We start from the raw sequence: 26,692 nt of genomic DNA on the forward strand, positions 1-26,692 counted from the left end.
CCCCGAAGGGATCAGCACATGCACAGATCTGTCAGGGGCATGCCAGCAACAATGGTCGTCGCCCTCTCCGCCGGTCTGCTCACCGCCACGGCCCCCGCCGCGCACGCGGCCCCCGGCGCCACCCTGCCCTTCACCTCGGTCGAGGCCGAGTCGGCGACCACCACCGGCACCCGGATCGGCCCCGACCACACCCAGGGCACGCTCGCCTCCGAGGCCTCCGGACGCCAGGCCGTACGGCTCGCCCCGGGCCAGCGCGTCGAGTTCACCGTGCCGCTTGCGGCCAACGCCGTGAACGTCTCCTACAGCGTCCCCGACGGCCAGTCCGGCACGCTCGACGTGTACGTCAACGGCCAGAGGATCGCCAGGACGCTCGCGGTCACCTCCAAGTACTCGTACATCGACACCGGTTGGATTCCGGGCGCCAGGACCCACCACTTCTTCGACAACGCCCGGCTGCTGCTCGGCCAGAACGTCCAGGCCGGTGACAAGATCGCCCTGCAGTCGACCGGCACCCAGGTCACCGTGGACGTCGCCGACTTCGAGCAGGTCGCCGTTGCCGCCGGCCAGCCCGCCGGTTCGGTCTCGGTCACCTCCAAGGGGGCCGACCCCAGCGGAAACGGCGACTCCACCCAGGCCTTCCGGGACGCGATCTCCGCCGCGCAAGGGGGAGTCGTGTGGATCCCGCCGGGCGACTACCGGCTGACGTCCTCGCTCAACGGCGTCCAGAACGTCACCCTGCAGGGCGCCGGCAGCTGGTACTCCGTCGTGCACACCTCCCGTTTCATCGACCAGTCGAGTTCGTCGGGCGGTGTGCACATCAAGGACTTCGCGGTGATCGGCGCGGTCACCGAGCGTGTCGACTCCAACCCGGACAACTTCGTCAACGGCTCGCTGGGGCCGAACAGTTCGGTCTCCGGCATGTGGATCCAGCACCTGAAGGTCGGACTCTGGCTGATGGGCAACAACGACAACCTGGTCGTCGAGAACAACCGCATCCTCGACACCACCGCCGACGGCCTCAACCTCAACGGCAACGCGCGCGGTGTCCGCGTCCGGAACAACTTCCTGCGCAACCAGGGCGACGACTCGCTCGCCATGTGGTCGCTGTACTCCGCCGACACCGACTCCAGCTTCGAGAACAACACCATCTCGCAGCCGAACCTCGCCAACGGCATCGCGATCTACGGCGGCACCGACATCGCGGTCAAGAACAACCTGGTCTCCGACACCAACGCCCTCGGCAGCGGTATCGCGATCTCCAACCAGAAGTTCCTCGACCCGTTCTCCCCGCTGGCCGGCACCATCACCGTCGACGGCAACACGCTCGTGCGCACCGGCGCGATGAACCCCAACTGGAACCACCCGATGGGCGCGCTGCGCGTCGACTCCTACGACAGCGCCGTCAACGCCATGGTGAACATCACCAACACGTCCGTCACCGACAGCCCGTACAGCGCGTTCGAGTTCGTCTCCGGCGGCGGGCACGGCTACCCGGCCGGCAACGTCACCGTCAGCGGCGCGACCGTGAAGAACACCGGCACGGTCGTCGTCCAGGCGGAGACGCAGGGCTCGGCGAAGTTCAGCAACGTCCAGGCCACCGGGGTCGGCGCGGCGGGCGTCTACAACTGCCCCTACCCGTCCGGCTCCGGCACCTTCACCCTCACCGACGGCGGCGGCAACTCCGGCTGGAGCAGCACCTGGGCCGACTGCTCGACCTGGCCGCAGCCCGGCCAGGGCAATCCCGACCCCGACCCGAACCGCAACCTCGCCAAGGACCGCCCGGCCACCGCCACCGGATCCCAGGACGTCTACACACCCGGCAAGGCGGTCGACGGCGACGCGAACAGCTACTGGGAGTCGACCAACAACGCCTTCCCGCAGTCCTGGACGGTCGACCTCGGCTCCACTCAGGCCGTGCGCCGGCTGGTGCTGAAGCTGCCGCCTTCGACCGCCTGGGGCGCCCGCACCCAGACCATCACCGTACTGGGCAGCACCGACGGCTCGACCTACTCCACCGTCGTCGGCTCCACCGGCTACCGCTTCGACCCGGCGACCGGCAACACGGCCACCGTAGCCCTGCCGGCCGGCACCAGCCTGCGTCATCTGCGGCTGACCGTCAGCGCCAACACCGGCTGGCCCGCAGGGCAGTTCAGCGAGGTGGAGGCCTATCCGACCCCGTGACCGCGACTGCGCCCCCTGACATATGTGCTGCGTCAGGGGGCGCCGTCGTCGGCCGGGAGCGGGTCGGCCCCGGGGTCACAGGTCCAGCACGAGCTTCTTCCCACGGCAGCGGGACACACAGATCATCATCGTCTCCCCGCTCTGCTGCTCCTCGGCGCTGAGCACCGAGTCCCGGTGGTCCGGGGTACCGTCGAGGACGTCGGTCTCGCAGGTGCCGCAGGTGCCCTCGGTGCAGGAGAACAGCACCTCCACACCGGCCGCACGGACGGCATCCAGCACGGAGACGTCCGGCGCGACCGTGACGGTACGGCCGCTCCGCGCCAGCTCGACCTCGAACTCGCCGTTCTCGCCGGCCTCCTGGGCCTTCGGCGAGAACCGCTCGACCCGCAGCCGCTCGGCCGGGCAACGCTCCTCGACGGCGTCCAGCAGCGGCCCGGGACCGCAGCAGTACACGAGCGTGTCCTCGGGCAGGTCGTCCAGCACGGAACCCAGGTCGAGAAGCCCGGTCTCGTCCTGCGGACAGACCCTCACCCGGTCGCCGTATCGCGCCAACTCCTCCGTGAAAGCGATGGAGTTGCGGGTGCGGCCGCCGTACAGCAGCGTCCACTCGGCGCCCGCGGCCTCCGCGGCGGCCAGCATCGGGAGGATCGGGGTGATGCCGATCCCGCCCGCGACGAACCGGTAGCGCGGCGCGCTCTCCAGCCGGAAGTGATTGCGCGGCCCGCGCACCCGCACCTTGTCGCCCCGCCCGATCTGCTCGTGCACTTGGGCGGAACCGCCGCGCCCGTCCGGCTCCCGCAGCACGGCGATCCGCCACACCGAACGGTCCGCGGGATCCCCGCACAGCGAGTACTGCCGCTCCAGCTCCGGCCCCAGCACGACGTCGACATGGGCTCCCGGCTCCCAGGCCGGCAGGTCCTCGCCGAGCGGGTGGCGCAGGGTCAGGGCGAGCACCCCGTCGGCCGCGAACTCCCTGCGCTCGACGACGAGTTCGGCTTCGTACACGGTCATGAGCTGTTTCCTCGTGGCGCGGCGGGCTCGTGTCCTTCGGGGTGGCCGAGCATCCACTCCCACATCTCGACGGGATCCTGGGCGCTGTGCTCGGCACCGCAGTGACAGGTGCCGTGCAGGACGTCGGTGCCCGGCAGCCAGTCGATGCGGTAGATCTCGCCGGTGGAGCTGCTCACAGGACCTTCTCCACGGGCTTGTCGCCCTCCTCGACCAGCCGGGCGAGGATACGGCGGGCGGCGAGGCCGCCGGTGTCGATGTTGATGCTGAGCTCCTGGTACCCCGTCCGCTCCGTGCCGAGCGTCTTGTGCAGCAGGTTGAGCGCGACCACGTCCTGCATGACCACGGTGTGGTTGTTGCTCCGCATGAACTCGGTGACCTCGGCGTCCTCCGTCGCCCAGTCGCGCGAGACGGCCCAGAAGTCGTACACCTTGCCGTCCGTGGACGGGGTGATCGCGTAGGTGATCTCGGTGTGGAAGCCGTTCGGGTCGCTGCCGTCGGCCTCCGGCAGCACGCCCACCGGCGCGATCCGGCTGTGCAGCAGATACAGACAGGGCGCGTGGTACTCGATGTCCTGCCAGCGGGTGATCCGGCCCCGGATGCCGGTGGAGTTGGCGTAGAACGGCGGGCACTCGGCGTCGTCCATGTGCCGGCTCACCCGCACGATGCCCGCGCCCTCGTCGACCTCGGTGGTGATCGGCGTCTCGGCGACCTCGGGGGTGCCGATGTAGCCGCCGTGCAGATACGTCTCGTGGGAGAGATCCAGGAGGTTGTCGACCAGCAGCCCGTAGTCGGCGTCGATGGGCTCCATGCCCCGGACGGTGACCCAGCCGGGCGAGTCCAGGTGCCGGGCCCGGGGGATGGTCTGCGCATCGGCGAGCGCCGGGTCCCCGATCCACACCCACACCAGGGAGTCCAGCTCGACCACCGGGTAGGAGGCCACCCGTGCGGTGCGCGGGACGCGCTTCTGTCCGGGCACGTACACGCAGGTACCCGTCGTGTCGTACGTGAACCCGTGGTAGCCGCACACCAGTCTGTCGCCGTCCAGCCGGCTGGGCTTCTCGTGCAGCGGGAAGCGGCGGTGCACACAGCGGTCGGCGAGCGCGACCGGCGTGCCGTCCTCCTCCGTCCGGTAGAACACCAGCGGTTCCCCGAGGATGGTCCGGCCGAGCAGCTCCTCGCGCCCGACCTCGTGGCTGTAGGCGGCGACGTACCACTGGTTCCTGGCGAAGGCGGTCATGTGAGGCATGGGTGTCCCGTCCCTGTCGGCGGGGCGCCGTCGCCCCGCGTGCCGTGGTTGGACTCAGCGTCCTGACGGCCGCGCAGGGCGCGCAAGGCGGCTTCTGCCAGACGGAAGTGGTTCCGTGAAAGGGCTGGTCGGAGTTGTCCGGGGACTCCACCTCGGCGGTCATCGCCGCCTGCTCTCCGGTGCCGCCCCGGTTCGGTGAAGCAGCGAAAACCTTCAGCAAAAGAATCTTGGGCAAGGCTTGTCCGGTTTGCGGGGGATGGTGAGTGTGCGCTGCCTAGCATTGCCGAGGTGCGTCCGGACAGGTGGGAGCGGATGAGTACGAGTCGACGTATGGTGCTGGCGGCCTTGGCCGGGGGAGCTCTGGCGGGCTGCACGGCGCAGCAGGGGCCGTCCAAGGCGGAACCGCCTGTAGCCGCCTCCTCCTCCGCTCCTTCCTCCGCTGGTCCCTCGCCCTCGCCCAGAGCCAGGCCGGCCCGCCTGGTCACGGCGACCCGCGCTGAGATCGTCGCCCGCTACGGTCACGCCGTGCCGCACACCTGGGGCTTCGACGGGCCCGGTGTCGTGCACCGGCTCCCCGCCGGTCATCGGGGCTTGGCGCTGACCTTCGACGCCTGCGGCGGCCGGGGCGGCAGCGGCTACGACCATGCCCTGATCGACTTCCTGCGCAGGCGGGAGATCCCGGCGACGCTGTTCATCAACTCCCGCTGGATCGAGGCCAATCCGGCCGTCTTCCGCCGACTGGCCGCCGAGCCGCTCTTCGAGATCGCCAACCACGGCACCCGCCACCTCCCCCTCTCCGTGACCGGCCGCTCCGCCTACGGCATCCCCGGGACCCGCGACGCCGCCGAGGTCTACGAGGAGATCGCCGGCAACCGGGCGAAGCTCACCCGTCTGCTGGGCCGGCCACCCCGTTTCTTCCGCTCCGGCACCGCGTACTGCGACGACGTCGCGGCAAGGATCGTCACCGCCATGGGAGAGCGGTTCGCCGGCTTCTCGGTCAACGGCGACGGAGGGGCCACCTTCAGCCCCGAGCAGGTCCGTACGACGGTGGGGTCCGCGCCCGCAGGCTCCATCGTCATCTGCCACATGAACCACCCGGAGGGCGGTACGGCCGCGGGAATCACCGCCGCGGTACCCCGACTGCTGGCCCTCGGCCATACATTCGTACGCCTGTCGGATGCGCTGCCCTGAGCACACGGACCCCCGCACCCCTCGCGTACCGACGACTTTCACATGGGCGCCACCGGACCCTTCCCTGACGTTTGGTGCTCTTGGAACACTCGCACCGCGCGCAATCCGTCATGTTCCGGCCATCCGCACCAGGATGAGAGGCAATCAACCCATGCCCGAAGTCAATCGGCGCCGATTCCTGCAACTCGCGGGCGCGACCACCGCCTTCACCGCCCTCTCGAACAGCATCCAGCGCGCCGCCGCGCTGCCCGCGAACCACCGCACGGGATCCATCGAGGACGTCGAGCACATCGTCGTCCTGATGCAGGAGAACCGTTCCTTCGACCACTACTTCGGCACCCTCAGAGGTGTCCGAGGCTACGGCGACCCGCGCCCCGTGGTGACCCGGCAGGACGGGAAGCCGGTCTGGTACCAGGCGGACGCGAGCGGCAAGGACATCCTGCCCTTCCACCCGGACGCCGACGACCTCGGCCTGGCCTTCATCCAGGACCTCCCGCACGGCTGGAACGACGGACATGCCGCCTTCAATGGGGGCAAGTACGACAAGTGGGTTCCCTCCAAGGGCTCCACGACGATGGCGTACCTGACCCGTGAGGACATCCCGTTCCACTACGCGCTCGCCGACTCCTTCACCATCTGCGACGCGTACCACTGCTCGTTCATCGGCTCGACCGACCCGAACCGCTACTACATGTGGACCGGTTACACGGGCAACGACGGCCAGGGCGGCGGCCCGGTCCTCGGCAACGACGAGGCCGGCTACAGCTGGACCACCTACCCCGAGCGCCTGGAGAAGGCAGGCGTCTCCTGGAAGATCTACCAGGACGTCGGCGACGGCCTCGACGCGAACGGCGGCTGGGGCTGGATCCAGGACGCCTACCGCGGCAACTACGGCGACAACTCGCTGCTCTACTTCAAGCAGTACCAGAACGCCCAGCCCGGCAGCCCGCTCTACGACAAGGCCCGCACCGGCACCGACGCCCGCAAGGGCGAGGGCTTCTTCGACCAGCTGAAGGCCGACGTCAAGGGCGGCAAGCTGCCGCAGGTCTCCTGGATCGTCGCCCCCGAGGCCTTCACCGAGCACCCCAACTGGCCCGCCAACTACGGCGCCTGGTACGTCGCCCAGGTCCTCGACGCGCTCACCTCCGACCCGAAGGTGTGGGCGAAGACGGCCCTGTTCATCACGTACGACGAGAACGACGGCTTCTTCGACCACCTCGTCCCGCCGTTCGCACCGGGCTCGGCGGCGCAGGGCAAGTCGACGGTCGAGGTCGGCCCGGATCTCTTCGAGGGCAGCAGCAGCCACCCCGCCGGGTCCTACGGGCTCGGCCAGCGGGTGCCGATGATCGTCGTCTCGCCCTGGAGCAAGGGCGGTTACGTCTGCTCCGAGACGATGGACCACACGTCGATCATCCGGTTCATGGAGCGTCGCTTCGGAGTGCACGAGCCGAACATCTCGCCCTGGCGGCGGGCGATCTGCGGCGACCTGACCTCCGCGTTCGACTTCTCCCGCAGCGACACCAAGCCGGTCGCCCTGCCGGGCACCGATGGTTACCAGCCGCCGGACCACAACCGCCACCCCGACTATGTGCCGACCCCGCCGGCCAACCCGGTGCTGCCCAAGCAGGAGCGCGGCCTGCGCCCCTCACGTCCCCTCAAGTACGCCCCGCACGTGGACGGTTCGGTGGACCCGGCCTCCGGGAAGTTCACCCTGACCTTCGCCTCGGGCGCCAAGGCGGGCGCCGCATTCCTGGTGACCTCCGGCAACCGCACCGACGGGCTCTGGAGCTACACCACCGAGGCCGGCAAGACCGTCTCGGACGCCTGGAACTCGGCGTACTCCAACGGCTCGTACGACCTGACGGTGCACGGCCCGAACGGCTTCCTGCGCGTCTTCAAGGGGCCGAACAAGGTGGCCGGGCCCGAGGTCACCGCCCGCCACAGCGGCGACGACATCACGCTGACCTTCACCAACAAGGGCTCCGGCACGGTCCGTCTGAAGCTGACGGGTGGATACGGCCACAAGCCCCGGACCTTCACGGTGCGGCCCGGAGCCACGGTGAAGCACACGGTCGACCTCGCCGCCAGCCGGCGCTGGTACGACCTCACCGTGACCTCCGAGGCCGACGCGAAGTTCCTGCGACGGTTCGCCGGACACGTGGAGAACGGTCGGCCGGGGGTGAGCGACCCGGCGATCATCACCGGGTGAACCGTCGGGCAAAAGCTGCCGAACAGCGGTTCGCGGGTACTGGCCAGGAGCCGGTGGGGCCGGGGTAGTGTGCCCCGGTGACCACGCATTCGAACACTCCTGCAGGCTGGTACCCGGATCCGCACGGAGCGCCCCGGACTCTCCGCTACTGGGACGGGGCCCAGTGGACCCAGCACACCAACACGGACCAGCAGCAGGCGCCTCAACAGCAGGCGCCTCAACAGCAGGCGCCGCAGCAGGCCGCCGCCCCGGACCCGCGGGTGCAGCGTCAGGTGCAGCAGCAGGCCGGGGTCGCCGCCGGCGGCCCCGGCGGCGGCAGCCTCTTCACCGAGCCGGTCCTGGTGGTCAACCAGAAGGCCAAGCTGATCGAGGTGACCAACGAGTACAAGGTCATGGATCAGAACGGCAACCAGATCGGCTCGGTGACGGAGGTCGGGCAGAGCACGCTGAAGAAGGTGGCGCGCTTCGTCTCCAGTCTCGACCAGTTCATGACCCACCGGCTGGAGATCCGGGACGCCTACGGCCAGCCGCAGCTGGTGCTGACACGGCCCGCCAAGGTCTTCAAGTCCCGGGTTCTGGTGTCGCGTCCGGACGGTTCGCCCGTCGGTGAGATCGTCCAGCAGAACATGATCGGGAAGATCAACTTCGCGATGAACGTGGACGGCCGGCAGGTCGGTGCGATCAAGGCGGAGAACTGGCGGGCGTGGAACTTCGCGATCGTCGACCACGCGGACAACGAGGTCGCCCGGATCACCAAGACCTGGGAAGGTCTGGCCAAGACGATGTTCACGACCGCGGACAACTATGTCCTGCAGATCCACTACCAGCTGCCCGAGCCGCTGTTGAGCCTTGTCGTGGCGACGGCGCTCACCGTGGACACGGCGCTCAAGCAGGACTCCCGCGGCCTCGGCTGACGCCGCCGAGCGGTGCTCACAGCGGTGTGAGGTGTCCCGGACCGGAAGGCTGCCGGGGCACCAACGCCGGTTCCGGTGTTGCCGTTTCCGGCCGTAGTGCCAGCACCGCGGCCACCGGGTGCTCCTCGTCGACCGTGACGGCCGGAGCGGCAGAGGCGACCGGAGCAGGCGTCGCCCGGGTCAGGAGTACGACGCCCCAGGACGCCATGGCCGCGCCTGCGAGGGCCAGGAGGATGCCCTCCGGGCCGCCGCGGAGGCCCTGGCCGAGCAGGGTGAGGCCGATCACCGAGGCCGCCACCGGGTTGGAGAGCGTCACCATGGCGAGGGGGGCGCCGAGGCCGCCCCGGTAGGCCGTCTGGGAGAGCAGCAGTCCGCCGACCGCGAAGGCGGCCACCAGGACCGCCACCAGGACGACCTGGAGGCTCAGCGCGGAACCGGACCGGTCGGTGGCGGCCACCGTCACGGTCTGGGTGAGCGCCGACGCGACGCCCGAGGCGAACCCGGACGCCGTGGCGTGCCGCAGCCCCGGCCGGGATCCGGGCCGCGAGAGCAGCCCGATCAGCGCGGCCGTGGCGCCCGCGACCGCCAGTGCCTCGGTCAGGCTCAGCACCTGCTCGGGCGCCGAACCGGACGCGGTGACCAGCAGTGCGGCCAGCCCGGCCAGCGTCAGCGCGGTGCCCCGCCACTCGGTCGCGCTGACCCGCCGCCCGGCCGCCCGCGCCCCCATCGGCACCGCGGCAACCAGCGTCAGCGCGCCGAGCGGCTGGACGACGGTGAGCGGACCGTACGTGAGGGCCACGACATGCAGCAGCGCCGCGCCGGCGTTGAGCCCGACCGACGCCCACCAGGCGCCCGTGCCCAGCAGCCGCAGCGTGCCGGTGCCGGAGCTGCGGGAGGCGAGCCGCTCCTGGGCCACGGCGGCGGCCGCGTAGGCGACGGCGGAGACGAGCGACAGGGCGACGGCGACGAGGGTGGCGGTCATCGGCCCGCTCCTACCAGGACGTGGTCGTCGGCGACGGGGGCGGCGAGCTTCTCGCTGCCGCGCCCGGCCGTGGTGACGGTGTGGTGCGGCCGGTGGACCAGCGCGAGGGCCGCGCCGAGCATGGCGCTCGCGACGATCGCGTCGAGCCAGTAGTGGTTCGCCGTGCCCACGATGACGAGGAGCGTCACCAGCGGGTGCAGCAGCCACAGCCAGCGCCAGCGGGACCGGGTCGCCGCGATCAGGCCGATCGCGACCATCAGGGCCCAGCCGAAGTGCAGGGACGGCATCGCCGCGAACTGGTTGGAGAGGTGGTCCGAGGACGGCGGGCCGTAGACCGACGGCCCGTACACGTGCGCCGTGTCGACGAGGCCGGTGGCGGCCGGCATCCGCGGCGGTGCGAGGGGGAAGACGAAGGGCAGCACCAGGGCCGCCGAGGTGACCGTGGCGAGGACCCGGCGGGCCCACACGTAGTGCGCGGGGCGCCGCAGGTAGAGCCAGATCAGGAAGGCCGCGGTGGCCGGGAAGTGGACGGTCGCGTAATAGGTGTTCGCGAGGTGGACCAGGGTGTCGCTGTGCAGCAGCACGGACTGCACCGAATCCTCACCGGGCAGATGGAGCGTCCGTTCCAGGTCCCACACGCGGTGCGCGTTGCGCAGCGCCTCACCGGTGTGGCCGGTCGCCAGTTGGCGGCCGAACTTGTAGACGAGGAAGAGCCCTGCGACGAGCAGGAACTCCCGGACGACCGGAGGCCGCGCTATCGCGTCGGTCTCTCCTTCTGCAGGCTCGGTGCGGGCATTCATCCCCCGGCCCCTTCACTGACGGTGGTGCGTGTGCTGGTAGGTGGTGAGACCCGGGGCGGAGCCCGAACTCATCGGTACGCTTGCGTGCCGAAACGAAAGCGTTCCGATACGGCAGTGTACCGATACGCGGCCGTTCCGGTACACTGGCGTATCGATTGAGGTACGACACACTGGAAGCCGGGAATAAAGCGCGTACAAAGCCGGCGCTCGGAGCGAGGGAGAAGAGCAGATGACGTCGCAGGCCGCGGAGGGACCGCAGACGGTCGCCGCCTCGCGCCGCTCCAAGCTCACGCGCGAGCGTGAGCAGGAGTTCTTCGACGCCGTCCTCGAGCAGATCCGCGAGTGCGGATACGAAGCCGTCACCATGGAGGGGGTCGCCGCCAGCACGCGCTGCAGCAAGTCCACGCTGTACCGGCAGTGGAAGACCAAGCCCCAGTTCGTGGTGGCCGCCCTGCGCTCCCGCCGCAAGGCCCGTTTCGAGGGCATCGACACCGGATCGCTCGCGGACGACCTGCGCGAGGCCGCGCGGGCCGTGGGCCGCTGGTCGCAGAACGACACCAAGCTGCTGCAGGCCCTCGGGCACGCCGTCACCCAGGACGCCGAACTCGCCAAGGCGCTGCGGGAGGCGCTCGTCGACCCGGAGATCGCCGCGCTGAAGGAGATGCTCCATCGCGGGGTCGAGCGCGGCGAGATCACCGCCGGCCACCCGGCGCTGGAGTACATCCCCGCGCAGATGTTCGGCGTCGTACGCGCCCGCCCCGTCGTGGACGGCGAGTACGCCGACCCCGACTACCTGGTCCGCTTCGTGGAGGCCGCGGTGCTGCCGGCACTGGGCCTCACCTGAGAATCAGGTCGCCGTCCGTGGGATGACTGGACGGTGACCTGCTCGCGCCGCACCGTGGGGACGGGGGCGGCGCGCACCACCGGCCGGGTGGGGCTCCTCTTGAGCGGAGGGGTGCCCCACCCGGCCGATCGCTGTCGGGGACGGTTCACACCGTCTGGCCGTTGCCGCCGCCGGTCGAGACCTTGATGCCCTTGGTGATGTCGTCGATGACCGACTGCTTCTCGGCGACGTCCACGCCGAAGCGGACCACGACGATCTGCGCGGGGTTCGCGGGGGAGGGGAAGGCGAGCGACTCGACATAGCCGTCGGAGCCCTTGCTGGTGATCGCCTCCCATCGGACCAGGTAGCCCTTCTGCCCGGCGACAGTCACCGCCCTGGAGTCGAGCACCTTGTGCGAGGTGATCGAGCCGTAGGTCTTGCCGCCGTAGGACTGCTCGGCGTTGGCCTCGATGTCGGCCTTCGCGACCTCCTCGGCGGTGCTGCCGGCGGTCCTCAGGAGCGCGGCCGGCGCCGAGAACGCGCCGCCCTTGGTGCAGGTCTGCTTGGTGTCCCCGGGGCACTTGTAGGAGTCGTTCGACGTGATCGAAGCGCCCGCCGGGAGCTGCTGGCCGTACCAGTCGGCCGGAATGGGCAGGCTGATCCCGCTGATCGGGTCGGACACCGAGCCGCTCTTGATCTTCGGAGGCTCGGACTGGCCGGGGCCGGGCGACTGGTTCCCGCCCGAACCGCCCGAGCCTCCGGACCCGCCGTTGCCGCCGCCCTGACCGCCCTGACCGCCCTGACCGCCGCCCGGCCCCTGCTGCGAGTTGACGTTGCCGCTCGAACCGTCGTTGGCCGCCAGCGCGTACACGCCCACACCGATGCACGCGAGGACGACCACGGCCGCCCCGACCGCGATGCCGGTGCGCAGACCGCTCCGCGGAGCGGCCGGAGGCTGGGCGGGATAGGCCGGATGGGCCGGATAGTCGGGGTATGCCGCATAGGTCTGGGCCGCCGGGGCCGTCGGAGGGACGGGGCCCGCCGGAGCCGGACCGGCCGTCGGCGTCTGCGCCGGGGGACCCCATACGGCGGCCGACCCCGCGGGGCGGGTGCGGTCCGTCCATGCCTTGCCGTCCCACCAGCGCTCGGTGGCGGGAGCCTCACTTGTCTGCCCGGGGTCGGGATACCACCCGGGAGGAGTCACCTGCGTCATGCCCCCACCGTATGAGGCCTCGGTGAAAGCGGGATGAGAGGATTCCGGCTTCAGGCCACCACGAGCCGTTCCGGCGCCCGCGCGCCCGGCGGCGGCAGCCGCAGCCCGTCCCGGCCGGGTGTGATCGAACCGAGCACGCTCGCATGCCGGGCCCCGGTGCTCGCGGGTTCGCTGCCCGCCAGTCCGTGCGCGGTCAGGAAGCCGAGCACGGCGAACGCGTACGCCTCCTTCGCGTCCGGCGCCAGACCCAGTTCGTCGGAGGCGCGCACCGGAATCCCCGGCAACCGCTGCCCCAACATCCCCATGAGCACCGGATTGCGGACCCCGCCGCCCGAGGCGATCACCTCGGTGGCCCCCAGGGCGAGCACGGCATCCGCGACCGTCCGCGCCGTGAGCATGGTCAGCGTGGCGACCACGTCCTCGGCCCGGAGCGTCCCGAACCCGGCCAGTGCGTCGCGCAGATAGCCGAGGTGGAACAGTTCCTTGCCGGTCGTCTTGGGGGCGGGCAGCGCATAGTACGGCTCCTCCAGCAGCCGCCGCAGCAGCGGTTCGTGGACGGTGCCGCGGGCGGCCGTCGCGCCGTCGACGTCGTAAGCCATGGCCCCGCCGCTGAACCCCCGCGCCGCCGCGTCGATCAGCGCGCAGGCCGGCCCGGTGTCGAAGGCCGTGCCGTCGGGGGCGGTGAGGTTGGCGATGCCGCCGAGGTTGAGGGCGACGGGGGTGCCCGGGCGGCCGCGCAACCACAGCAGGTCGACCAGGCCGACCAAGGGCGCGCCCTGGCCGCCCGCGGCGATGTCCCGCGGCCGGAAGTCGGCCACCACCGGCAGCCCGGTCGCCTCGGCGATCCAGGCGGGCTGCCCGAGCTGCAGCGTGCCGTGCACCTTGCCGCCGTCCGCCCAGTGGTAGACGGTCTGCCCGTGCGAGGCCACCAACTCGGCCTGACCGTCGCACAGTTCACGGTCCGCCCGCACGGCCGCCGCGGCGAAGGCCTGCCCGATTCCCGTGTCGAGCCGGCACACCTGCGCGAGCGAGGTCACAGCCGGCGGCAGCACGGCCGCGAGCCTCTCCCGCAACTCCTCGTCGTACGGCTCGCTCACCATCCCCAGCGGTTTCAGTAAGAGGCTGTCACCGTCGAGGCGCAGGTCGGCCGCCGCCGCGTCGATGGCGTCGTAGGACGTACCCGACATCAGACCGATCACCCGCATCCGTTCAACCTGCTTTCCGTTGTGGTGCCGTGGTCAGGGCGGGGACGGCCGGGCTGCGGTGCCTCACCGGGTGGGTCCGCCAGGCGGGCATGTCACGTCGGGGGCGGGGACGACGACAACGCGCGAGCGCGTCCTGCACCTCCTCCACTGGTGCGAGGCCTCTCCAGCGCATCCGTTCAACCCGCCTTCCGCTCCGGTGCCTTGCCCAGGACGAGGGCGCTCAGCGCGCACGTCGCCGCCGCGTAGTACCCGGCAACGTCGACGCTCCCCGTCCGCTTGACGGTTTCCGAGACCACCACCCGCCGCCCCACCCGATCGCAGAGCAGGCCCGCCGGGAGGATCGTGACGGCGAAGCCCAGGTTGCACGACCAGGAAGGTGTACCCCCGCCGCCCCGCCCATGATCCTGCCCGCGCCCAGCGCGACGGCCCCGGCGACCTCGCGCGGAGGGAACCTCACGGCCGCGGGTCTCCCGTCGCAACGCCGGCGTCTCCACCAGCCGCAGCCTCAGCCACAGCGCCGCAAGCCCGAGCGGCAGTCGCGAAGCCGCCGTCGACACCCACCTCGTACCACTCGACGCAGTCGCCCACCGGCCCGGCCGCCAGGGCTCGTACCGCAGACCACTCCCGCATGGCGCGGCGTTGTCCGGAAATCAGCGTCGTTTCAGCGTCTTTTGACTGTCGGTTACCTTCAGACAGGCAGATGACAGGCTTCATGCGTCGCCTGCACGCATCCGCTGTCACCCATCACGGCAACAGCTGCCCGGACCCCCCTCCACTTCCGCAATCCGACGGCTACGCTCGATGTCTGTACGTCGTTCGGGCGACTTGGGGAGGTAGCGGGATGACGGAGGTCCGGCCCAGGGAGGCCGCCTCGGCCTCCCTGTGGGAGCGCGACGAGGAGATCACCGCCGTCAGGCAGGCGATCGACACGCTGTGCGCCGACCGCGCGTCCTCGGGCAGCCTGCTGATGATCCGGGGCGAGGCGGGCCTCGGCAAGACCGCCCTGCTGGCCGAGATCCGCCGCATCGCGGAGCAGCGCCACTGCACGGTGTGGTCGACCCGCGGCGGCGAGACCCTCAGATCCGTTCCCTTCAATGTGGTGCGCCAGTTGCTGCAGCCCGCACTGGTGTCCCTCATGCCGGAAGAAGCCCGCGAATACCTCGGCGACTGGTACGACATCGCGGGCCCCGCCCTCGGCATCGCGGAACCCGGCGAACGCCAGGCCGACCCGCAGGGCGTCTGCGACGGCCTGGTCGCCGGGGTGCGCCGGCTGGCCCGCCGAGACTGGCCGCTGGTCCTGCTGATCGACGACGCGCACTGGGCCGACCAGGAGACGCTGCGCTGGCTCGCCGCGTTCGCCGAACGCCTCGACGACCTGTCGGTCCTGGTCGTGGTGGCCCGCCGGCCCGGCGAGGTCAACGGCGAGAGCGCCCGCCACCTCGATGCGATCGCCGCCGCCTCGGGCCGCCCCGACGCCGACCTGAGCGCCCTCACCCCGGACGCCACCGCCGGCCTCACCCGCGCCACCCTCGGCGCGCACGCCGACGCCCCGTTCTGCCGCGAGGTCTGGGCCGTCACCGGCGGCAACCCGTACGAGACCGTGGAACTCCTCGCCAAGGTCCAGGACAGCGAGCTGGAGCCGACCGAGAGCGCGGCCGGCGAACTGCGCGCCCTCAACCGCTCGGCCCGCGGCGGCGGCCTCGTCGCCCGCCTCGAGGAACTCGGCATCGACGCCACCCGCTTCGCCTGGGCGGCCGCGATCCTCGGCACCGGCATCTCCGTGGGCCTGGTCGCCGAGCTCGCCACCATGGACCACGACGAGGCACTGCGCTGCGCCGAGCTGCTGCAGGACGCCCGCATCCTCACCGAACCCGACCCGGCGAGCGCCCAGGCCGACGACGGCGACCTGGAGTTCGTGCACCCCCTGATCGCCACCGCCGTCTACAACTCCATCCCGGACGCCCTGCGCACCGCCATGCACGGCATCGCCGCCCAGGTCGTCACCGAGTCCGGGCTCGGCGCCGCGATGGCCTCCCGGCACCTCCTCCAGGTCCACCCGGACGACGACGAGGAACTCGTCGAGCAGCTGCGCGAGGCGGCCCGCGAACACCTCGCCGTCGGCGCACCCGACGCGGCCCGCCGCTGCCTGGAGCGCGCCCTGCTGGAACCGCCCCTTCCCGAGGTCCACGCGCGTGTGCTCTACGAACTCGGCTGCGCCACCCTCCTCACCGCCCCCGCCACCACCATCGACCATCTGCAGTCCGCGCTCGGCATGCCCGGCCTCGACGGCGACGAGCGCGTCGACGCCGTCTTCCGCCTCTCCCAGGCCCTTCTCCACAACGACCAGATGGAGGAGGCCCTCCGCACGGTCGAGGCGGAGGCGGCCCGGCACCCGGAGGGGCCCGCGAAGATGCGGCTGCAGGCGGTGCAGTACATGTGGGAGGGCATCTACTCCGGCGAGTCGAACTCGCCGGGACGCTCCGAGCGGCTTGCCGACCTGGCCCGTACCTGCACCGGCCGCAACAACTCCGAGCGCGTCCTGCTGATGCTGCGCGGCTTCGACGCCCTGATCCAGGGCGAGAACGCCGAAGAGGTCGTCGAGGTGTGCGACCGCGCCCTCGTCAACGGCCGCCTCGCAACGGGACTCGGCTGGACCGACACCGAGTGGGGCATCGAACTGCTGGTGATGCTCGCCAACACCTACGCCTACACCGACCGCCTCGACCGCGCCGAGAGCTTCTACAACGAGGCCCTGCGCACCTACGAGTCGGCCGGCTGGAGCGGCGGTCACCTCTCCCTCGCTCATGCCCACATCGGCCTCGGACACCGCAGGCGCGGCCGGCTCAGGGAAGCGGAGGCGTCCCTGCGCGAGGCACTGCGCCTCGCCGAGCGCGTCGGCCGCGGACTGCCCCTGTACTGGTGCGCCACCAGCAATCTCATCGACGTCCTGCTCGCCCGCGGCCATGTCGACGAGGCCTGGGCGGTCGCCGACGAGTGCGGTTTCGCGCCGCCCTACCCGTCCCCCATGGTGATGCTGGACCCGCGCTCCGTACGCGGCCGGCTGCTGATCGCCGTCGGCCGCACCCAGGAGGGCATCAACGAACTGGAGGAGGCCGAGAAGGCCGCGGCTGCGCGCGGTCACCACAACCCCCTGGTCATCCCCTGGGCCTTCGACCTGGCCCGGGCCCTCGCGAAGAAGGACCCGGCGCGGGCCGCGCAACTGGCCATGGAGGCCCGGCGGCGGGCCGAGCGCTTCGGTACGGACACCGCCATCGGGGAGGCGCTCAGGTGCGCCGCCGCGCTGGAGACCGGGCAGCGGGCGGTTCGCCTGGCCGCGCAGGCCGTGACCTACCTGGAGGCGTCGCCTTGCCAGTACGAACACGCGGCCGCGCGCGTCGAGTACGGGATCGCCGCGAGGTCCGTCACCGAGCTGAACCGGGGGTTGGCGTTGGCTCGTTCGTGTGGGGCGGAGGGGTTGGTGGCGCAGGCTCGGGCCGCGCTGGAAAGTGGGCTCGCGGTGCGCTGAACGGTGGCCCTGAAAACCGTTACGGCGCCAGCAGTTGGTCTGTGACCGTCGACAGACGCTTCTGTACCTCTCGGTCGTACGTCGACTCGTGTGCCCTCGACGGGGTTGTGCCGTCGAAGTAGCCGCCTGTGCCCAGGTCCCGGGTCGCCAGGGCCAGTACGCCGGGAGCGCCGTCCGCGACCGTGTTCCAGGGGGTGACTCCGCCCTCGCGGACCATGGCGGTGTCCATGAAGGTCGCCGGGTGGAGGACGTTGACCGCGATGCCGGTGTTCGCCAACTCCTCGGCCAGGGCGAAGGTGTGCGCCGCGAGGGCGAACTTGGCCCGGCGGTAGGCGGCGAAGCCGTCGTACCGGCGCCTGAATTCGAGGTCGTCGAAGTCGAGGGGGTCCTGGCCGACCGAGCCGACGTTGACGATCCGGGCGGGCGTGTTCGCCCGCAGCACCGGGAGCAGGGCACGGGTCAGCACGACCGGCGCCAAGTAGTTCACGGCGAGGCGCAGTTCGTGGCCGTCGGCGCTCAGTTCACGCCCGGCGCCGGGTGCGCCCGCTCCCACGCCCGCGTTGTTGATCAGGACGTCGAGGTCGGGGTGGGCGTCGGCGACATGGGCGCCCAGCTCACGCACCTGCGTCAGTGAGGCGAGGTCGGCGACGAAGCCTTCCGCGTCGCCCTCGGTGCGCAGCTCCTCGACCAGCCGCTCCGTACGGCCCGGATCGCGGCCGTGCGCGAGCACGACGTGCCCGGAGCGGACCAGTTCGAAGGCGACGTAGCGGCCGAGGCCGGAGGTGGCGCCCGTGATCAGGATGGTGGACATGCCTCCACCGTAGGCTTGCGAGGGAGCATGTGCGAGGTGCTGCTGAAGCTACGACCAGCAGGGTCACCCTCGGGCCCCGCTAGAAATCGTCCTCCTCCGCCAGCACCCGCTGGGCCGTGGCGAACGCCGAGTTCGCCGCCGGGACCCCGCAGTACACGGCCGTCTGCAGCAGTACGGCGCCGATCTCCTCGGGGGTGAGCCCGTTGCGCCGGGCCGCCCGCACGTGCATGGCCAGCTCGTCGTAGTGCCCGTGTGCGACCAGCGCCGTCAGTGTGATCATGCTGCGTTCGCGGCGGCTGAGCGTCGGGTCGGTCCAGATCTCGCCCCAGGCGTAGCGTGAGATGAAGTCCTGGAAGCGGGCGGTGAAGGGTGTCTGCCGGGCCTGCGCCCGGTCCACGTGCGCATCGCCGAGCACCTCCCGCCGTACCTCCATCCCGCGCTTGGCAGCTGCGCCGAGATGGGTCCGCAGGGCGGTCAGTACGGCTTCCGGGCACTGGGCGGGCGCCAGATGCGCGGCGTGCGGAAGCTCGACCAGCGTGGCGCCGGGCACGGCGTCCGCGATCTCCCGCAGATGCGGGGGTGGAGTCGCCTTGTCCTCGCGCCCGGCGACCAGCAGCGTGCGCACGGAGATCTCCGTGAGCCGGTCCTGCAGGTCGAAGGCGGCCAGTGCGTCACAGCAGGCGGCGTACGCCTCGGGGTCGGCCTCCGCCTGGTCCCGCACCAGTTCCGGCACGGTGAAGCCGGGCGTGAACCAGCGCGCGTCGGCACTGGCCACGAGCGACCCCAGCCCCTCGCGCCGTACCACCTCGGCCCGCTCCTGCCACGGCTTCGAGCCGTTGAAATGCGCCGACGAACAGATCACGGCCAACGACGACACCCGCTCCGGGTGGTGGAGGGCAAGATGCAGTCCTACGGCACCGCCGAGCGACACCCCCGCATACGCGAACCGTTCGATGCCCAGCGAGTCGGCGAGCGCGAGCACCAGGTCGGCGAGGTCACCGACGGTCGCGCCGGGACCGATCAGACCGGGCGCCGACCCGCCGTGCCCCGGCAGGTCCCAGCGGACGACGCGGTGGGTGATGGACAGCTCGGGTGCCACCTTGTCCCACAGTGCGTACGACGTCCCGAGCGAGGGCCCGAGCAGCAGCGGGGGACCGGAAGCGGGGCCCTCGGCACGGTGGTTGAGGAGTTTCTCGGTCAACGTCGCTCCAGGGCACGGTCGGTGAGGGCTCCGGCGGAGCCGGTGTAGCGGGCGGGGTCGGTGAGCTCGGCGAGGTTGAGTTCCTTCAACTGCGGCTCTTCGGCGAGCAGTTCGGCCAGCGGCCGCCCCTCGGAGTAGGTTCGCTTGGCCAGGTCCGTGAGCAGGGCTTTGGCGCGGACGCGGCCGAGCACGGGGGCCAGCTCCGCGGACAGCCGCTCCGAGACGATCAACCCGTGGGTCAGGTCCAGGTGTGCACGCATGGCGTCCGGGTGCACGCGCAGGCCTTCGGCCAGTTCGGCGGCGTCCCGGGCGGCACCGCCGACCAGCCGCAGCAGATCCCGCAGCGGTTCCCACTCGGCGTGCCAGGCCCCGGCCGGGCGCTCGTCCTCGGCGGCCAGCGACCCGAACAGGGTGGCCGCGAGCTGCGGAGCCCGCAGGGCCGCGGCCGCGATGAGCGTGGACCGTACGGGGTTCGCCTTGTGGGGCATGGCCGACGAGCCGCCGCCGCTGCCCTCCGCGACCTCGGCGACCTCGGTACGGCCGAGGGTCAGTACGTCAGCGGCGACCTTGCCCAGCGCTCCGGCCGCGAAGGCCAGGCAGCCGGCCAGGTCGGCGATCGGCGTGCGCAGGGTGTGCCAGGGCAGCAGTGGCTCGCGGAGCCCGAGTTCGCGGGCGTAGGCCGCCGTCAGGGCCTGCGTGTCCCGGGCGCCGTACACGGTGAAGGCCGCCAAGGTCCCTGCTGCGCCGCCGAGTTGGGCGGGCAGCGAGTCCCGTACGGCGGTGATGCGGTCCCGTGCGTCGAGGGTGAGCGAGCGCCAGCCGGCTGCCTTCAGCCCGAACGTCGTCGGTACGGCGTGCTGGGTGAGCGTCCGTCCCGGCATCGCGGTGTCACGGTGGTCAGCGGCCAGCCGGGCCAGCGCCCGTTCGGTGCGGCCGAGGTCGGCGAGGACCAGGTCCAGGGTGCGCACGGCGACCAGCATCGTCGCCGTGTCCATGATGTCCTGGCTGGTCGCGCCGCGGTGGACATAGGGCCCGTACTCCTCGCCGACCTCCTTCGTCAGGTCGGCGACCAGGGGGATGACCGGGTTGCCGCCCTCGCGGGCGCGCTCGGCGAGCGAGCGTGCGTCGAAGCGGGCGGCGACGGCCGCCTCGGTCACCACGGCCGCCGCCTCGGAGGGTGCGAGGTCAAGGGCGGACTGGGCCCGGGTCAGGGCGGCCTCGGCGTCGAGCAGGGCCTGCAGAAAGGCCGTGTCCCCGGTCGCGGAGGCGGCGGGGGAGCCGGCCCACCCGGGGGCGAGCAGGCCGGTGTCGTCGAAGCCGGCAGAAGTCACTGGAACTCCAGGAAGACCGTCTCGCCTTCGCCCTGAAGGCGGATGTCGAAACGGTATGTGCCCTTGCCGTCGTCCGTCGCGATCAGCGTGCCGCGTCGCGCCTCCGGCACCTGGGAGAGCACCGGGTCGGCGGCGAGTGCCGCCTCGTCACCGGGCAGGTAGATCCGCGTGAACAGGTGCACCAGCAGCCCGCGCGCGAACACGCACACGCTGAGGTACGGCGCGCTCCGCCCGCGCGCGCCGGGCCGCAGCGTCCGCGCGTACCAGTGGCCGTTGGCATCCGTCTGGATGCGTCCCCAGCCGGTGAACTCCACGCCGTTGCGGCCCAGGTAGCCGCCGCTCGCCGGGTCGCGCCGGATCGAACCGTCCACCTGCGGGATGTTGCCGTCGGGGTCGGCGCCCCACAGCTCCACGAAGGCGTCCGGCAGCGGGTTGCCCTCTCCGTCGTAGATGTATCCCTGGACGGTGATGGTGTCCGGGTGGCCGACCGGGGCGATGTCGCCGCCGCCGGGGAAGGGCAGGGCATGGCCGTAGAAGGGGCCGACCGTGTGCGACGGGGTCGGGAGCACGGTCTCCGGACGGCTCGTGTCGATCTTCGTCATGGCAGCTCAGCGCCCTTCTTCGATCCAGGTGGCGTGCGGCCCGTCGAGCACGATGTCCCAGTGGTAGCCCATCGAGAACTCCGGCACCGACAGGTTGTGGTCGTAGGTGGCGACCAGCCGCTGCCGGGCCGCGTCGTCCGTCACCGACTGGATGATCGGGTCGTAGGGGAACAGGGGGTCGCTCGGGAAGTACATCTGCGTCACGAGCCGCTGGGTGAACGCCGTGCCGAAGAGCGAGAAGTGGATGTGGGCGGGCCGCCAGGCGTTGAGGTGCTGACGCCAGGGGTACGGGCCCGGCTGCACGGTGGTGAAGTGGTAGTGCCCGTCGTCGTCGGTCAGTGTGCGGCCGACGCCGGTGAAGTTCGGGTCCAGCGGGGCGTCGTGCTGCTCGCGCTGGTGGGCGTAGCGGCCGGCCGAGTTGGCCTGCCAGATCTCGATGAGCTGACCGCGGATCGGACGTCCGTCGCGGTCGAGCAGCCGCCCGGAGACCGTGATCCGCTCACCGATCGGCTCGCCGGTGTGCTGGCGGGTGAGGTCGTTGTCGATCTCGGTGATGTCGCGCTCCCCGAAGGCGGGGGAGGAGAGCTCCACCAGCTCCGGGTCCTTCGTCACGTCGATGGTGATAGGCGGCTGCTTGGGATGCCGCAGGACGGACGAGCGGTACGGCGCGTAGTCGCGTCGCGGCTGGTGCTCGACGGGCGCCCCGTCGGCGATCCGCTTTTCGTACGCGGCGTGCTCGGCCGCGATCTCCTGGTCGATGTCCTGCTGGGTGAGAGTCATGGGGGTCCCTGGGGCTTCCTGGGTGTTCTTGAGGCCTGGGTGTGCTTAACGTTCGAGGACGAGGGCGAGGCCCTGGCCGACGCCGATGCAGAGGGTGGCGACGCCGGTGCCGGAGCCGCGGCGGGCGAGCTGGTGCGCGACGGTCCCGGCGAGCCGGGCACCGGAGGCACCGAGCGGGTGGCCGAGGGCGATGGCGCCGCCCTGCGGGTTGAGGATCGCGGGGTCGAACTCGGGCCATTCGGCGACGCAGCCCAGCACCTGAGCGGCGAAGGCCTCGTTCAGCTCCAGCACGGACAGGTCGGCGAAGGTCCTGCCCGCCTTGGCCAGGGCCCGGTTGACGGCCTCGACCGGGGCGAGGCCGAAGTAGTGCGGGTCGAGGGCATTGACGCCGGTCGCGGAGACGCGGGCCAGCGGCTCACGGCCGACCGCTTCCAGGCCCACCTCGTCGACCAGCAGCAGCGCGGCGGCGCCGTCGTTCAGGGGCGAGGCGTTGCCCGCGGTGACCGTGCCTCCGTCCTTACGGAAGGACGGCTTCAGCTTGGCCATCGCGGCGAGGGAGGCGTCCGGCCGGACGCATTCGTCGGCGGTGAAGGCGACCGGGTCGCCCTTGCGCTGCGGGATGGAGACGGGCGCCAACTCGGCGTCGAACAGGCCCTGTTGCTGGGCGTCGGTCGCCTTCTGGTGAGAGGCGAGGGCGAACTCGTCCTGCTGCTCCCGGCTGATCTTGTGCTTGTCGGCGATCAGTTCGGCGGACTCGCCGAGCGGGATGGTCCACTGCGGGTCCATCCGCGGGTTGACCATCCGCCAGCCCAGCGTGGTGGAGTACAGCTCGGTGTGGGCGGCCGGGAAGGGCTTGTCGTTCTTGGGCAGCACGTACGGGGCGCGGGTCATCGACTCCACGCCGCCGGCCACGGCGATGTGGGCGTCGCCGACCGCGATGGCGCGGGCCGCCTGGATGACCGCCTCCAGGCCGGAGGCGCACAGCCGGTTGACGGTCACCCCGGGCACGGAGGTCGGCAGCCCGGCCAGCAGGGCGGCCATACGGGCGACGTTGCGGTTCTCCTCACCGGCCCCGTTGGCGTTGCCGAAGTACACGTCCTCGATCCGGGAGGCTTCCAACTGCGGTGTCCGGGCGAGGAGTTCACGGATCGCGTGGGCGGCCAGGTCGTCCGGGCGGACGGCGGCGAGGCCGCCGTTGTAGCGGCCGATCGGGGTGCGCACCGCGTCGACGATGTAAACCGTGTTCACAGCAGGTCCTCCGCAACGGTCAGCTTGGCGCCGGTCCGGGTGATGACGTCGTCGACGCTCACGCCGGGGGCGACCTCGGTCAACACGAGTCCGTCCGGTGTCACGTCGATCACGCCGAGATCGGTGATGACTCGGTTCACACACGCCTTGCCGGTCAACGGCAGCGCACACTCCTCGAGGATCTTCGCCGAGCCGTCCTTGGCGGTGTGGGTCATCACCACGATCACCGTGCGCGCCCCGTGCACCAGGTCCATCGCCCCGCCGATCCCGGTGATCAGCTTCCCGGGGATCGCCCAGTTCGCCAGGTCGCCACGCGCGGAGACCTGCATCGCGCCCAGCACCGCGACATCGATGTGCCCGCCCCGGATCATCGAGAACGACAGTGCCGAATCGAAGAAGGACGCCCCTGGCAGAACGGTGACGGTCTCCTTGCCGGCATTGATCAGATCCGGGTCGACGGCGTCCTCGGTGGGGTAGGGGCCGGTGCCGAGGATCCCGTTCTCCGACTCCAGCACCACCTCGACGCCCGCCGGGAGGTGGTTCGGGATCAGCGTCGGCAGTCCGATGCCGAGGTTGACGTACTGCCCGTCCTCCAGCTCGCGCGCGGCCCGCGCGGCCATCTGCTCGCGTGTCCAGGCCATCAGCTGCTCACCGTCCGCTGCTCGATCTTCTTGTCCCGGGCCTGTTCCGGCGTCAGGGCGACCACCCGCTGCACGAAGATCCCCGGCAGATGCACCGCGTCCGGATCGATCTGGCCGGGTTCGACCAGTTCCTCCACCTCGGCGATCGTGATCCGCCCGGCCATCGCGGCGAGGGGGTTGAAGTTGCGGGTGGACTTGTTGAACACCAGGTTCCCGTGCCGGTCGCCCTTGGCCGCCCGTACCAGCGCGAAGTCGGTGCGGATGCCCCGCTCCAGCACGTACTCGGTGCCGTCGAACTCCCGCACCTCCTTCGGCGGCGAGGCCAGCGCGACCCCGCCCTGGCCGTCGTAGCGCCAGGGCAGCCCGCCGTCGGCGACCTGTGTGCCCACCCCGGCCGGGGTGTAGAAGGCCGGGATCCCGGCCCCGCCCGCCCGTAGCCGTTCCGCCAGCGTGCCCTGCGGGATCAGCTCCACCTCCAGCTCCCCGGCGAGGTACTGCCGCGCGAACTCCTTGTTCCCCCCGATGTAGGAGCCGGTCACCCGCGCGATCCGCCCGGCCGCGAGCAGCACCGCGAGGCCCGTCTCCATCGCCCCGCAGTTGTTGGAGACCACGCTCAGCCCGGACACGCCCCGCTCGTACAACGCCCCGATCAGCGTGTTCGGCACCCCGCTCAGTCCGAAACCGCCCACCGCGAGCGACGCGCCCTCGGGCACATCCGCCACCGCCTCCGCGGCCGTGGCGACCACCTTGTCCATCCGTGAAGCCCCATCCCGTCCGAGCGCCCGGTCACGAATTAATCAGGGCACTGAGTATCTCAGTGAAGTTTCCTTCACGCTGCCACCGGAGCCGCCGGACGTCAAGACTTTCGAGAACTCCAAGGTCAGTAGCCGCCCGCAGCTCTACAGACAGTCGCCTGGACGGCGGGTATCGTTCAGTGCACCAACGAATTCGACCTCGGGAGCGCGCATGGCCGCGGTGGACCTCACCACCCACCCCGGGCACCTGGCCCGGCGACTGCAGCAGGCCCACTACCTGCTGTGGAACACGATGGTCTCGGAGGAGATCACCTCGCCGCAGTTCGCGGTCCTCAACGCGCTCGTCGCCGAGCCGGGCCTGGACCAGCGCACGGTGGGGGAGCGGGTGGGTCTCGACCGGTCGACGATCGCCGAGGTGATCAGCCGGCTCGGGCGCCGCGGGCTGCTCGACAAGGTGCGTGATCCGCAGGACGGCCGCCGTTTCCTGCTGCGTCTGACCGAGGACGGTGTGCGCACCCACCGCAAGCTGACGGTGCGCACGGCCCGGATGAACCAGGTCTTCCTGGCTCCGCTGTCCGCCGAGGAGCAGTCGGTGTTCTTCGACCTCATCCGGCGGGTCGCCGATGCGGCCGAGGGTCTCCGCAACCCGACGGAACCCCTCGTGGCACAGGGCTGAGCGCGCCGGACAGGCCCTGTCCTTTGGATCAGCTCGGCGTCGCGGGCCCTGGCACGCGCTCCCCCACTGCCTTAAGGGCGTGGGGGACCCCCATGACCCCGCTCGGGGCGGCTGCAAGGCGCGGTTCCCTACGGCCGCCCTGACCTGAACGACACGGCCTAGCCCGGTGCCTTCGTCAGCACCACCCATACCTGGCCCCTCGCGAAGTCGGCCGGCCTGCCGTCCTTCGTTGTGAACTGTGTGCCGTCGGTGGCCTTGCTGCGGTGCCAGTCGACGTCGTAGACCCGTCCGTCGCGCAGGACCTGGGCCTTCCCGGAGCCGATCGTCTCGGTGTACGGCGTGTGGTTGCCGAGGCGGTCGTGGAAGGCGGACTGGCGCACCTTCACGTACTGCACGACGACCGTCGCCGGCGCCACCCGCTTTCCGTCGGCCGTCGTGGTGGGTTTCCCGTCCATCGCGACCAGGTAGCGGCGCAGGCCCGCGGACCAGGTGAAGGTGAAGCCGGCGGCCGGGAAGCGGATGGTGCGGGTGTTCTCCGCTCTGCCGCCGGCCGGTGCGGCGCCGTAGCGGAATCCGGTGGTCAGCGCCTTCGCTCCCGGTGGCGACGACATCAGGCGGGCAGGGTGCAGGTAGAGGTTGTGCGGTGCGGGTCTGCCGGGGCCGCGGAAGTAGGCGCCGGGCGCCTTCTCGGGCGGTTCCGCCTGCAGGGGTGCGCTGTTGATCAGCGGCAGCAGCTTGTGCTGCGCCCCGGAGAAGGCGAGCGTCGGACGGTGGAACTGGCGCAGCAGTTCCAGATCCGACTCCCGGGCGCTGCGCACCGGCCCGACGACCTTCGGCAGCGTGCTCGCGTACACCGCCATCAGCCGGCTCAGTCCACCCTCGACCTGTTCCGCGTACACGACGTCCGCCGAGTCGAGCCCCGTCTGGGGCCGGGCCTCGGGCGCGTTGTCGATCTTCACGGCGAGTACGGGGGCGCCGGCGGCGGTCTCCTTCGGCTCCCCGGGCGTCTGCGTCCGGCCGCGTCCGTCCTGCGCCGGGCCGTGCTGATGTGTGCAGCCTGCCGCCAGAGCGGCCGTCGCCGTGGCGGCCAGCAGCGCCACTGTCATCGAGGCGCGTCGCGGACGCACCCACCGTCCCGTGCTCACCCTGGCCACCACATCCCGTGCCAATGATTGTGCGCTTATACGTTCATTGATGCCCATGCCCGGTCAGTTCTGATTGCGCGCGTTCGATACGCCCCTTGGCCCTGACCCGCGCGGGCCCTGTTTCCGGCCGTACCGCCGATCCCGCTTCGGGAAGCGGCGGGGCGGGTACCCGGGCGGCACCGCAGGAGCAGACACACCCAT

At 71.2% G+C, this 26,692-nt stretch carries 24 protein-coding genes; 7 read left to right on the forward strand and 17 right to left on the reverse strand.

The features are described from left to right. Positions 1-18: 18 nt before the first annotated feature. The gene (locus ACIBW9_RS16720; protein WP_398955572.1) at positions 19-2,181 is read left to right on the forward strand and encodes a discoidin domain-containing protein; all 2,163 of its coding nucleotides are present in this window, start codon (positions 19-21) and stop codon (positions 2,179-2,181) included. Between the two features lie 75 nt (positions 2,182-2,256). Here the strand turns inward: ACIBW9_RS16720 and ACIBW9_RS16725 are convergent, their stop codons facing one another. Genes ACIBW9_RS16725 through ACIBW9_RS16735 form a run of 3 tightly spaced genes read right to left on the reverse strand, consistent with a single transcriptional unit; the run spans position 2,257 to position 4,438 of the window. Next, the gene (locus ACIBW9_RS16725; protein ID WP_398955574.1) at positions 2,257-3,192 is read right to left on the reverse strand and encodes a PDR/VanB family oxidoreductase; all 936 of its coding nucleotides are present in this window, start codon (positions 3,190-3,192) and stop codon (positions 2,257-2,259) included. After that, on the reverse strand, positions 3,189-3,368 hold the full coding sequence (locus ACIBW9_RS16730; RefSeq protein ID WP_344400257.1) for a hypothetical protein: 180 nt from the start codon (positions 3,366-3,368) through the stop codon (positions 3,189-3,191). The genes ACIBW9_RS16725 and ACIBW9_RS16730 overlap by 4 nt, the downstream gene beginning before the upstream one ends. After that, complete coding sequence (locus ACIBW9_RS16735) at positions 3,365-4,438, reverse strand: Rieske 2Fe-2S domain-containing protein (protein ID WP_398955577.1); 1,074 nt, start codon at positions 4,436-4,438, stop codon at positions 3,365-3,367. The genes ACIBW9_RS16730 and ACIBW9_RS16735 overlap by 4 nt, the downstream gene beginning before the upstream one ends. Before the next feature lie 312 nt (positions 4,439-4,750). Here ACIBW9_RS16735 and ACIBW9_RS16740 point away from each other — a divergent pair, with 312 nt between their 5' ends. From ACIBW9_RS16740 to ACIBW9_RS16750, 3 genes are all read left to right on the forward strand, one after another. Then, a complete protein-coding gene (locus ACIBW9_RS16740) occupies positions 4,751-5,629 on the forward strand; it encodes a polysaccharide deacetylase family protein (RefSeq protein WP_398955579.1) in 879 nt (292 codons plus the stop codon). A 151-nt stretch (positions 5,630-5,780) separates the two neighbouring features. Beyond that, positions 5,781-7,838 carry a phosphocholine-specific phospholipase C gene (locus tag ACIBW9_RS16745; RefSeq protein ID WP_398955581.1) on the forward strand — a complete coding sequence of 686 codons (2,058 nt, stop codon included), beginning with the start codon at positions 5,781-5,783 and terminating at the stop codon, positions 7,836-7,838. Positions 7,839-7,915: 77 nt separating this feature from the next. Next, positions 7,916-8,752 (forward strand): phospholipid scramblase-related protein, encoded by an 837-nt coding sequence (locus tag ACIBW9_RS16750; protein ID WP_398955583.1) that lies wholly within the window; start codon positions 7,916-7,918, stop codon positions 8,750-8,752. A gap of 16 nt (positions 8,753-8,768) precedes the next feature. On the opposite strand, the gene ACIBW9_RS16755 is transcribed toward ACIBW9_RS16750, so the two are convergent. Together ACIBW9_RS16755 and ACIBW9_RS16760 are read right to left on the reverse strand one after the other, a co-directional pair. Then, positions 8,769-9,734 (reverse strand): hypothetical protein, encoded by a 966-nt coding sequence (locus ACIBW9_RS16755; RefSeq protein WP_398955584.1) that lies wholly within the window; start codon positions 9,732-9,734, stop codon positions 8,769-8,771. Further along, positions 9,731-10,534, reverse strand: a complete 804-nt coding sequence (locus tag ACIBW9_RS16760; protein ID WP_398955586.1) for a phosphatase PAP2 family protein — start codon at positions 10,532-10,534, stop codon at positions 9,731-9,733. Before ACIBW9_RS16760 ends, ACIBW9_RS16755 begins: the two co-directional genes overlap by 4 nt. 229 nt (positions 10,535-10,763) lie before the next feature. Here ACIBW9_RS16760 and ACIBW9_RS16765 point away from each other — a divergent pair, with 229 nt between their 5' ends. Then, the gene (locus ACIBW9_RS16765) at positions 10,764-11,378 is read left to right on the forward strand and encodes a TetR/AcrR family transcriptional regulator C-terminal ligand-binding domain-containing protein (RefSeq protein WP_398955588.1); all 615 of its coding nucleotides are present in this window, start codon (positions 10,764-10,766) and stop codon (positions 11,376-11,378) included. A 145-nt stretch (positions 11,379-11,523) separates the two neighbouring features. On the opposite strand, the gene ACIBW9_RS16770 is transcribed toward ACIBW9_RS16765, so the two are convergent. The 3 genes from ACIBW9_RS16770 to ACIBW9_RS16780 all read right to left on the reverse strand — a co-directional run bounded on the left by ACIBW9_RS16770 (position 11,524) and on the right by ACIBW9_RS16780 (position 14,074). Beyond that, complete coding sequence (locus ACIBW9_RS16770) at positions 11,524-12,570, reverse strand: DUF2510 domain-containing protein (RefSeq protein ID WP_398955590.1); 1,047 nt, start codon at positions 12,568-12,570, stop codon at positions 11,524-11,526. A gap of 50 nt (positions 12,571-12,620) precedes the next feature. Further along, positions 12,621-13,775 carry an anhydro-N-acetylmuramic acid kinase gene (locus tag ACIBW9_RS16775; protein WP_398955592.1) on the reverse strand — a complete coding sequence of 385 codons (1,155 nt, stop codon included), beginning with the start codon at positions 13,773-13,775 and terminating at the stop codon, positions 12,621-12,623. A 176-nt stretch (positions 13,776-13,951) separates the two neighbouring features. Continuing rightward, positions 13,952-14,074, reverse strand: a complete 123-nt coding sequence (locus tag ACIBW9_RS16780) for a hypothetical protein (RefSeq protein WP_398955594.1) — start codon at positions 14,072-14,074, stop codon at positions 13,952-13,954. 542 nt (positions 14,075-14,616) lie between these two features. On the opposite strand from ACIBW9_RS16780, the gene ACIBW9_RS16785 reads away from it, so the two are divergent. Beyond that, positions 14,617-17,301: an ATP-binding protein gene (locus ACIBW9_RS16785; protein WP_398955596.1), complete on the forward strand. Its 2,685-nt coding sequence runs from the start codon at positions 14,617-14,619 to the stop codon at positions 17,299-17,301. A 19-nt stretch (positions 17,302-17,320) separates the two neighbouring features. Here ACIBW9_RS16785 and ACIBW9_RS16790 read toward each other — a convergent pair whose 3' ends face one another. The 8 genes from ACIBW9_RS16790 to ACIBW9_RS16825 form a co-directional block, all read right to left on the reverse strand. Further along, positions 17,321-18,112, reverse strand: a complete 792-nt coding sequence (locus ACIBW9_RS16790; protein ID WP_398955598.1) for an SDR family NAD(P)-dependent oxidoreductase — start codon at positions 18,110-18,112, stop codon at positions 17,321-17,323. Between the two features lie 79 nt (positions 18,113-18,191). Beyond that, on the reverse strand, positions 18,192-19,313 hold the full coding sequence (gene pcaD, locus ACIBW9_RS16795; RefSeq protein ID WP_398955600.1) for a 3-oxoadipate enol-lactonase: 1,122 nt from the start codon (positions 19,311-19,313) through the stop codon (positions 18,192-18,194). Next, positions 19,310-20,644, reverse strand: a complete 1,335-nt coding sequence (pcaB, locus tag ACIBW9_RS16800; RefSeq protein WP_398955602.1) for a 3-carboxy-cis,cis-muconate cycloisomerase — start codon at positions 20,642-20,644, stop codon at positions 19,310-19,312. Before pcaB ends, pcaD begins: the two co-directional genes overlap by 4 nt. Next, complete coding sequence (pcaG, locus tag ACIBW9_RS16805; protein WP_389078419.1) at positions 20,641-21,246, reverse strand: protocatechuate 3,4-dioxygenase subunit alpha; 606 nt, start codon at positions 21,244-21,246, stop codon at positions 20,641-20,643. The genes pcaB and pcaG overlap by 4 nt, the downstream gene beginning before the upstream one ends. 6 nt (positions 21,247-21,252) lie before the next feature. Continuing rightward, positions 21,253-22,026 (reverse strand): protocatechuate 3,4-dioxygenase subunit beta, encoded by a 774-nt coding sequence (pcaH, locus tag ACIBW9_RS16810; protein ID WP_115910382.1) that lies wholly within the window; start codon positions 22,024-22,026, stop codon positions 21,253-21,255. A gap of 45 nt (positions 22,027-22,071) precedes the next feature. Continuing rightward, complete coding sequence (locus tag ACIBW9_RS16815; protein ID WP_398955605.1) at positions 22,072-23,274, reverse strand: thiolase family protein; 1,203 nt, start codon at positions 23,272-23,274, stop codon at positions 22,072-22,074. Next, on the reverse strand, positions 23,271-23,915 hold the full coding sequence (locus ACIBW9_RS16820; RefSeq protein ID WP_398955607.1) for a CoA transferase subunit B: 645 nt from the start codon (positions 23,913-23,915) through the stop codon (positions 23,271-23,273). Before ACIBW9_RS16820 ends, ACIBW9_RS16815 begins: the two co-directional genes overlap by 4 nt. Continuing rightward, a complete protein-coding gene (locus tag ACIBW9_RS16825) occupies positions 23,915-24,670 on the reverse strand; it encodes a CoA transferase subunit A (protein ID WP_398955609.1) in 756 nt (251 codons plus the stop codon). Before ACIBW9_RS16825 ends, ACIBW9_RS16820 begins: the two co-directional genes overlap by 1 nt. Positions 24,671-24,881: 211 nt before the next feature. On the opposite strand from ACIBW9_RS16825, the gene ACIBW9_RS16830 reads away from it, so the two are divergent. Continuing rightward, on the forward strand, positions 24,882-25,346 hold the full coding sequence (locus ACIBW9_RS16830; protein WP_344400281.1) for a MarR family transcriptional regulator: 465 nt from the start codon (positions 24,882-24,884) through the stop codon (positions 25,344-25,346). 158 nt (positions 25,347-25,504) lie between these two features. Here the strand turns inward: ACIBW9_RS16830 and ACIBW9_RS16835 are convergent, their stop codons facing one another. Continuing rightward, positions 25,505-26,452: a DUF3048 domain-containing protein gene (locus ACIBW9_RS16835; RefSeq protein ID WP_398956468.1), complete on the reverse strand. Its 948-nt coding sequence runs from the start codon at positions 26,450-26,452 to the stop codon at positions 25,505-25,507. Positions 26,453-26,692: the final 240 nt, after the last annotated feature.

It is taken from the genome of Streptomyces sp. NPDC049541, assembly GCF_044465725.1.
Classification (GTDB): domain Bacteria; phylum Actinomycetota; class Actinomycetes; order Streptomycetales; family Streptomycetaceae; genus Streptomyces.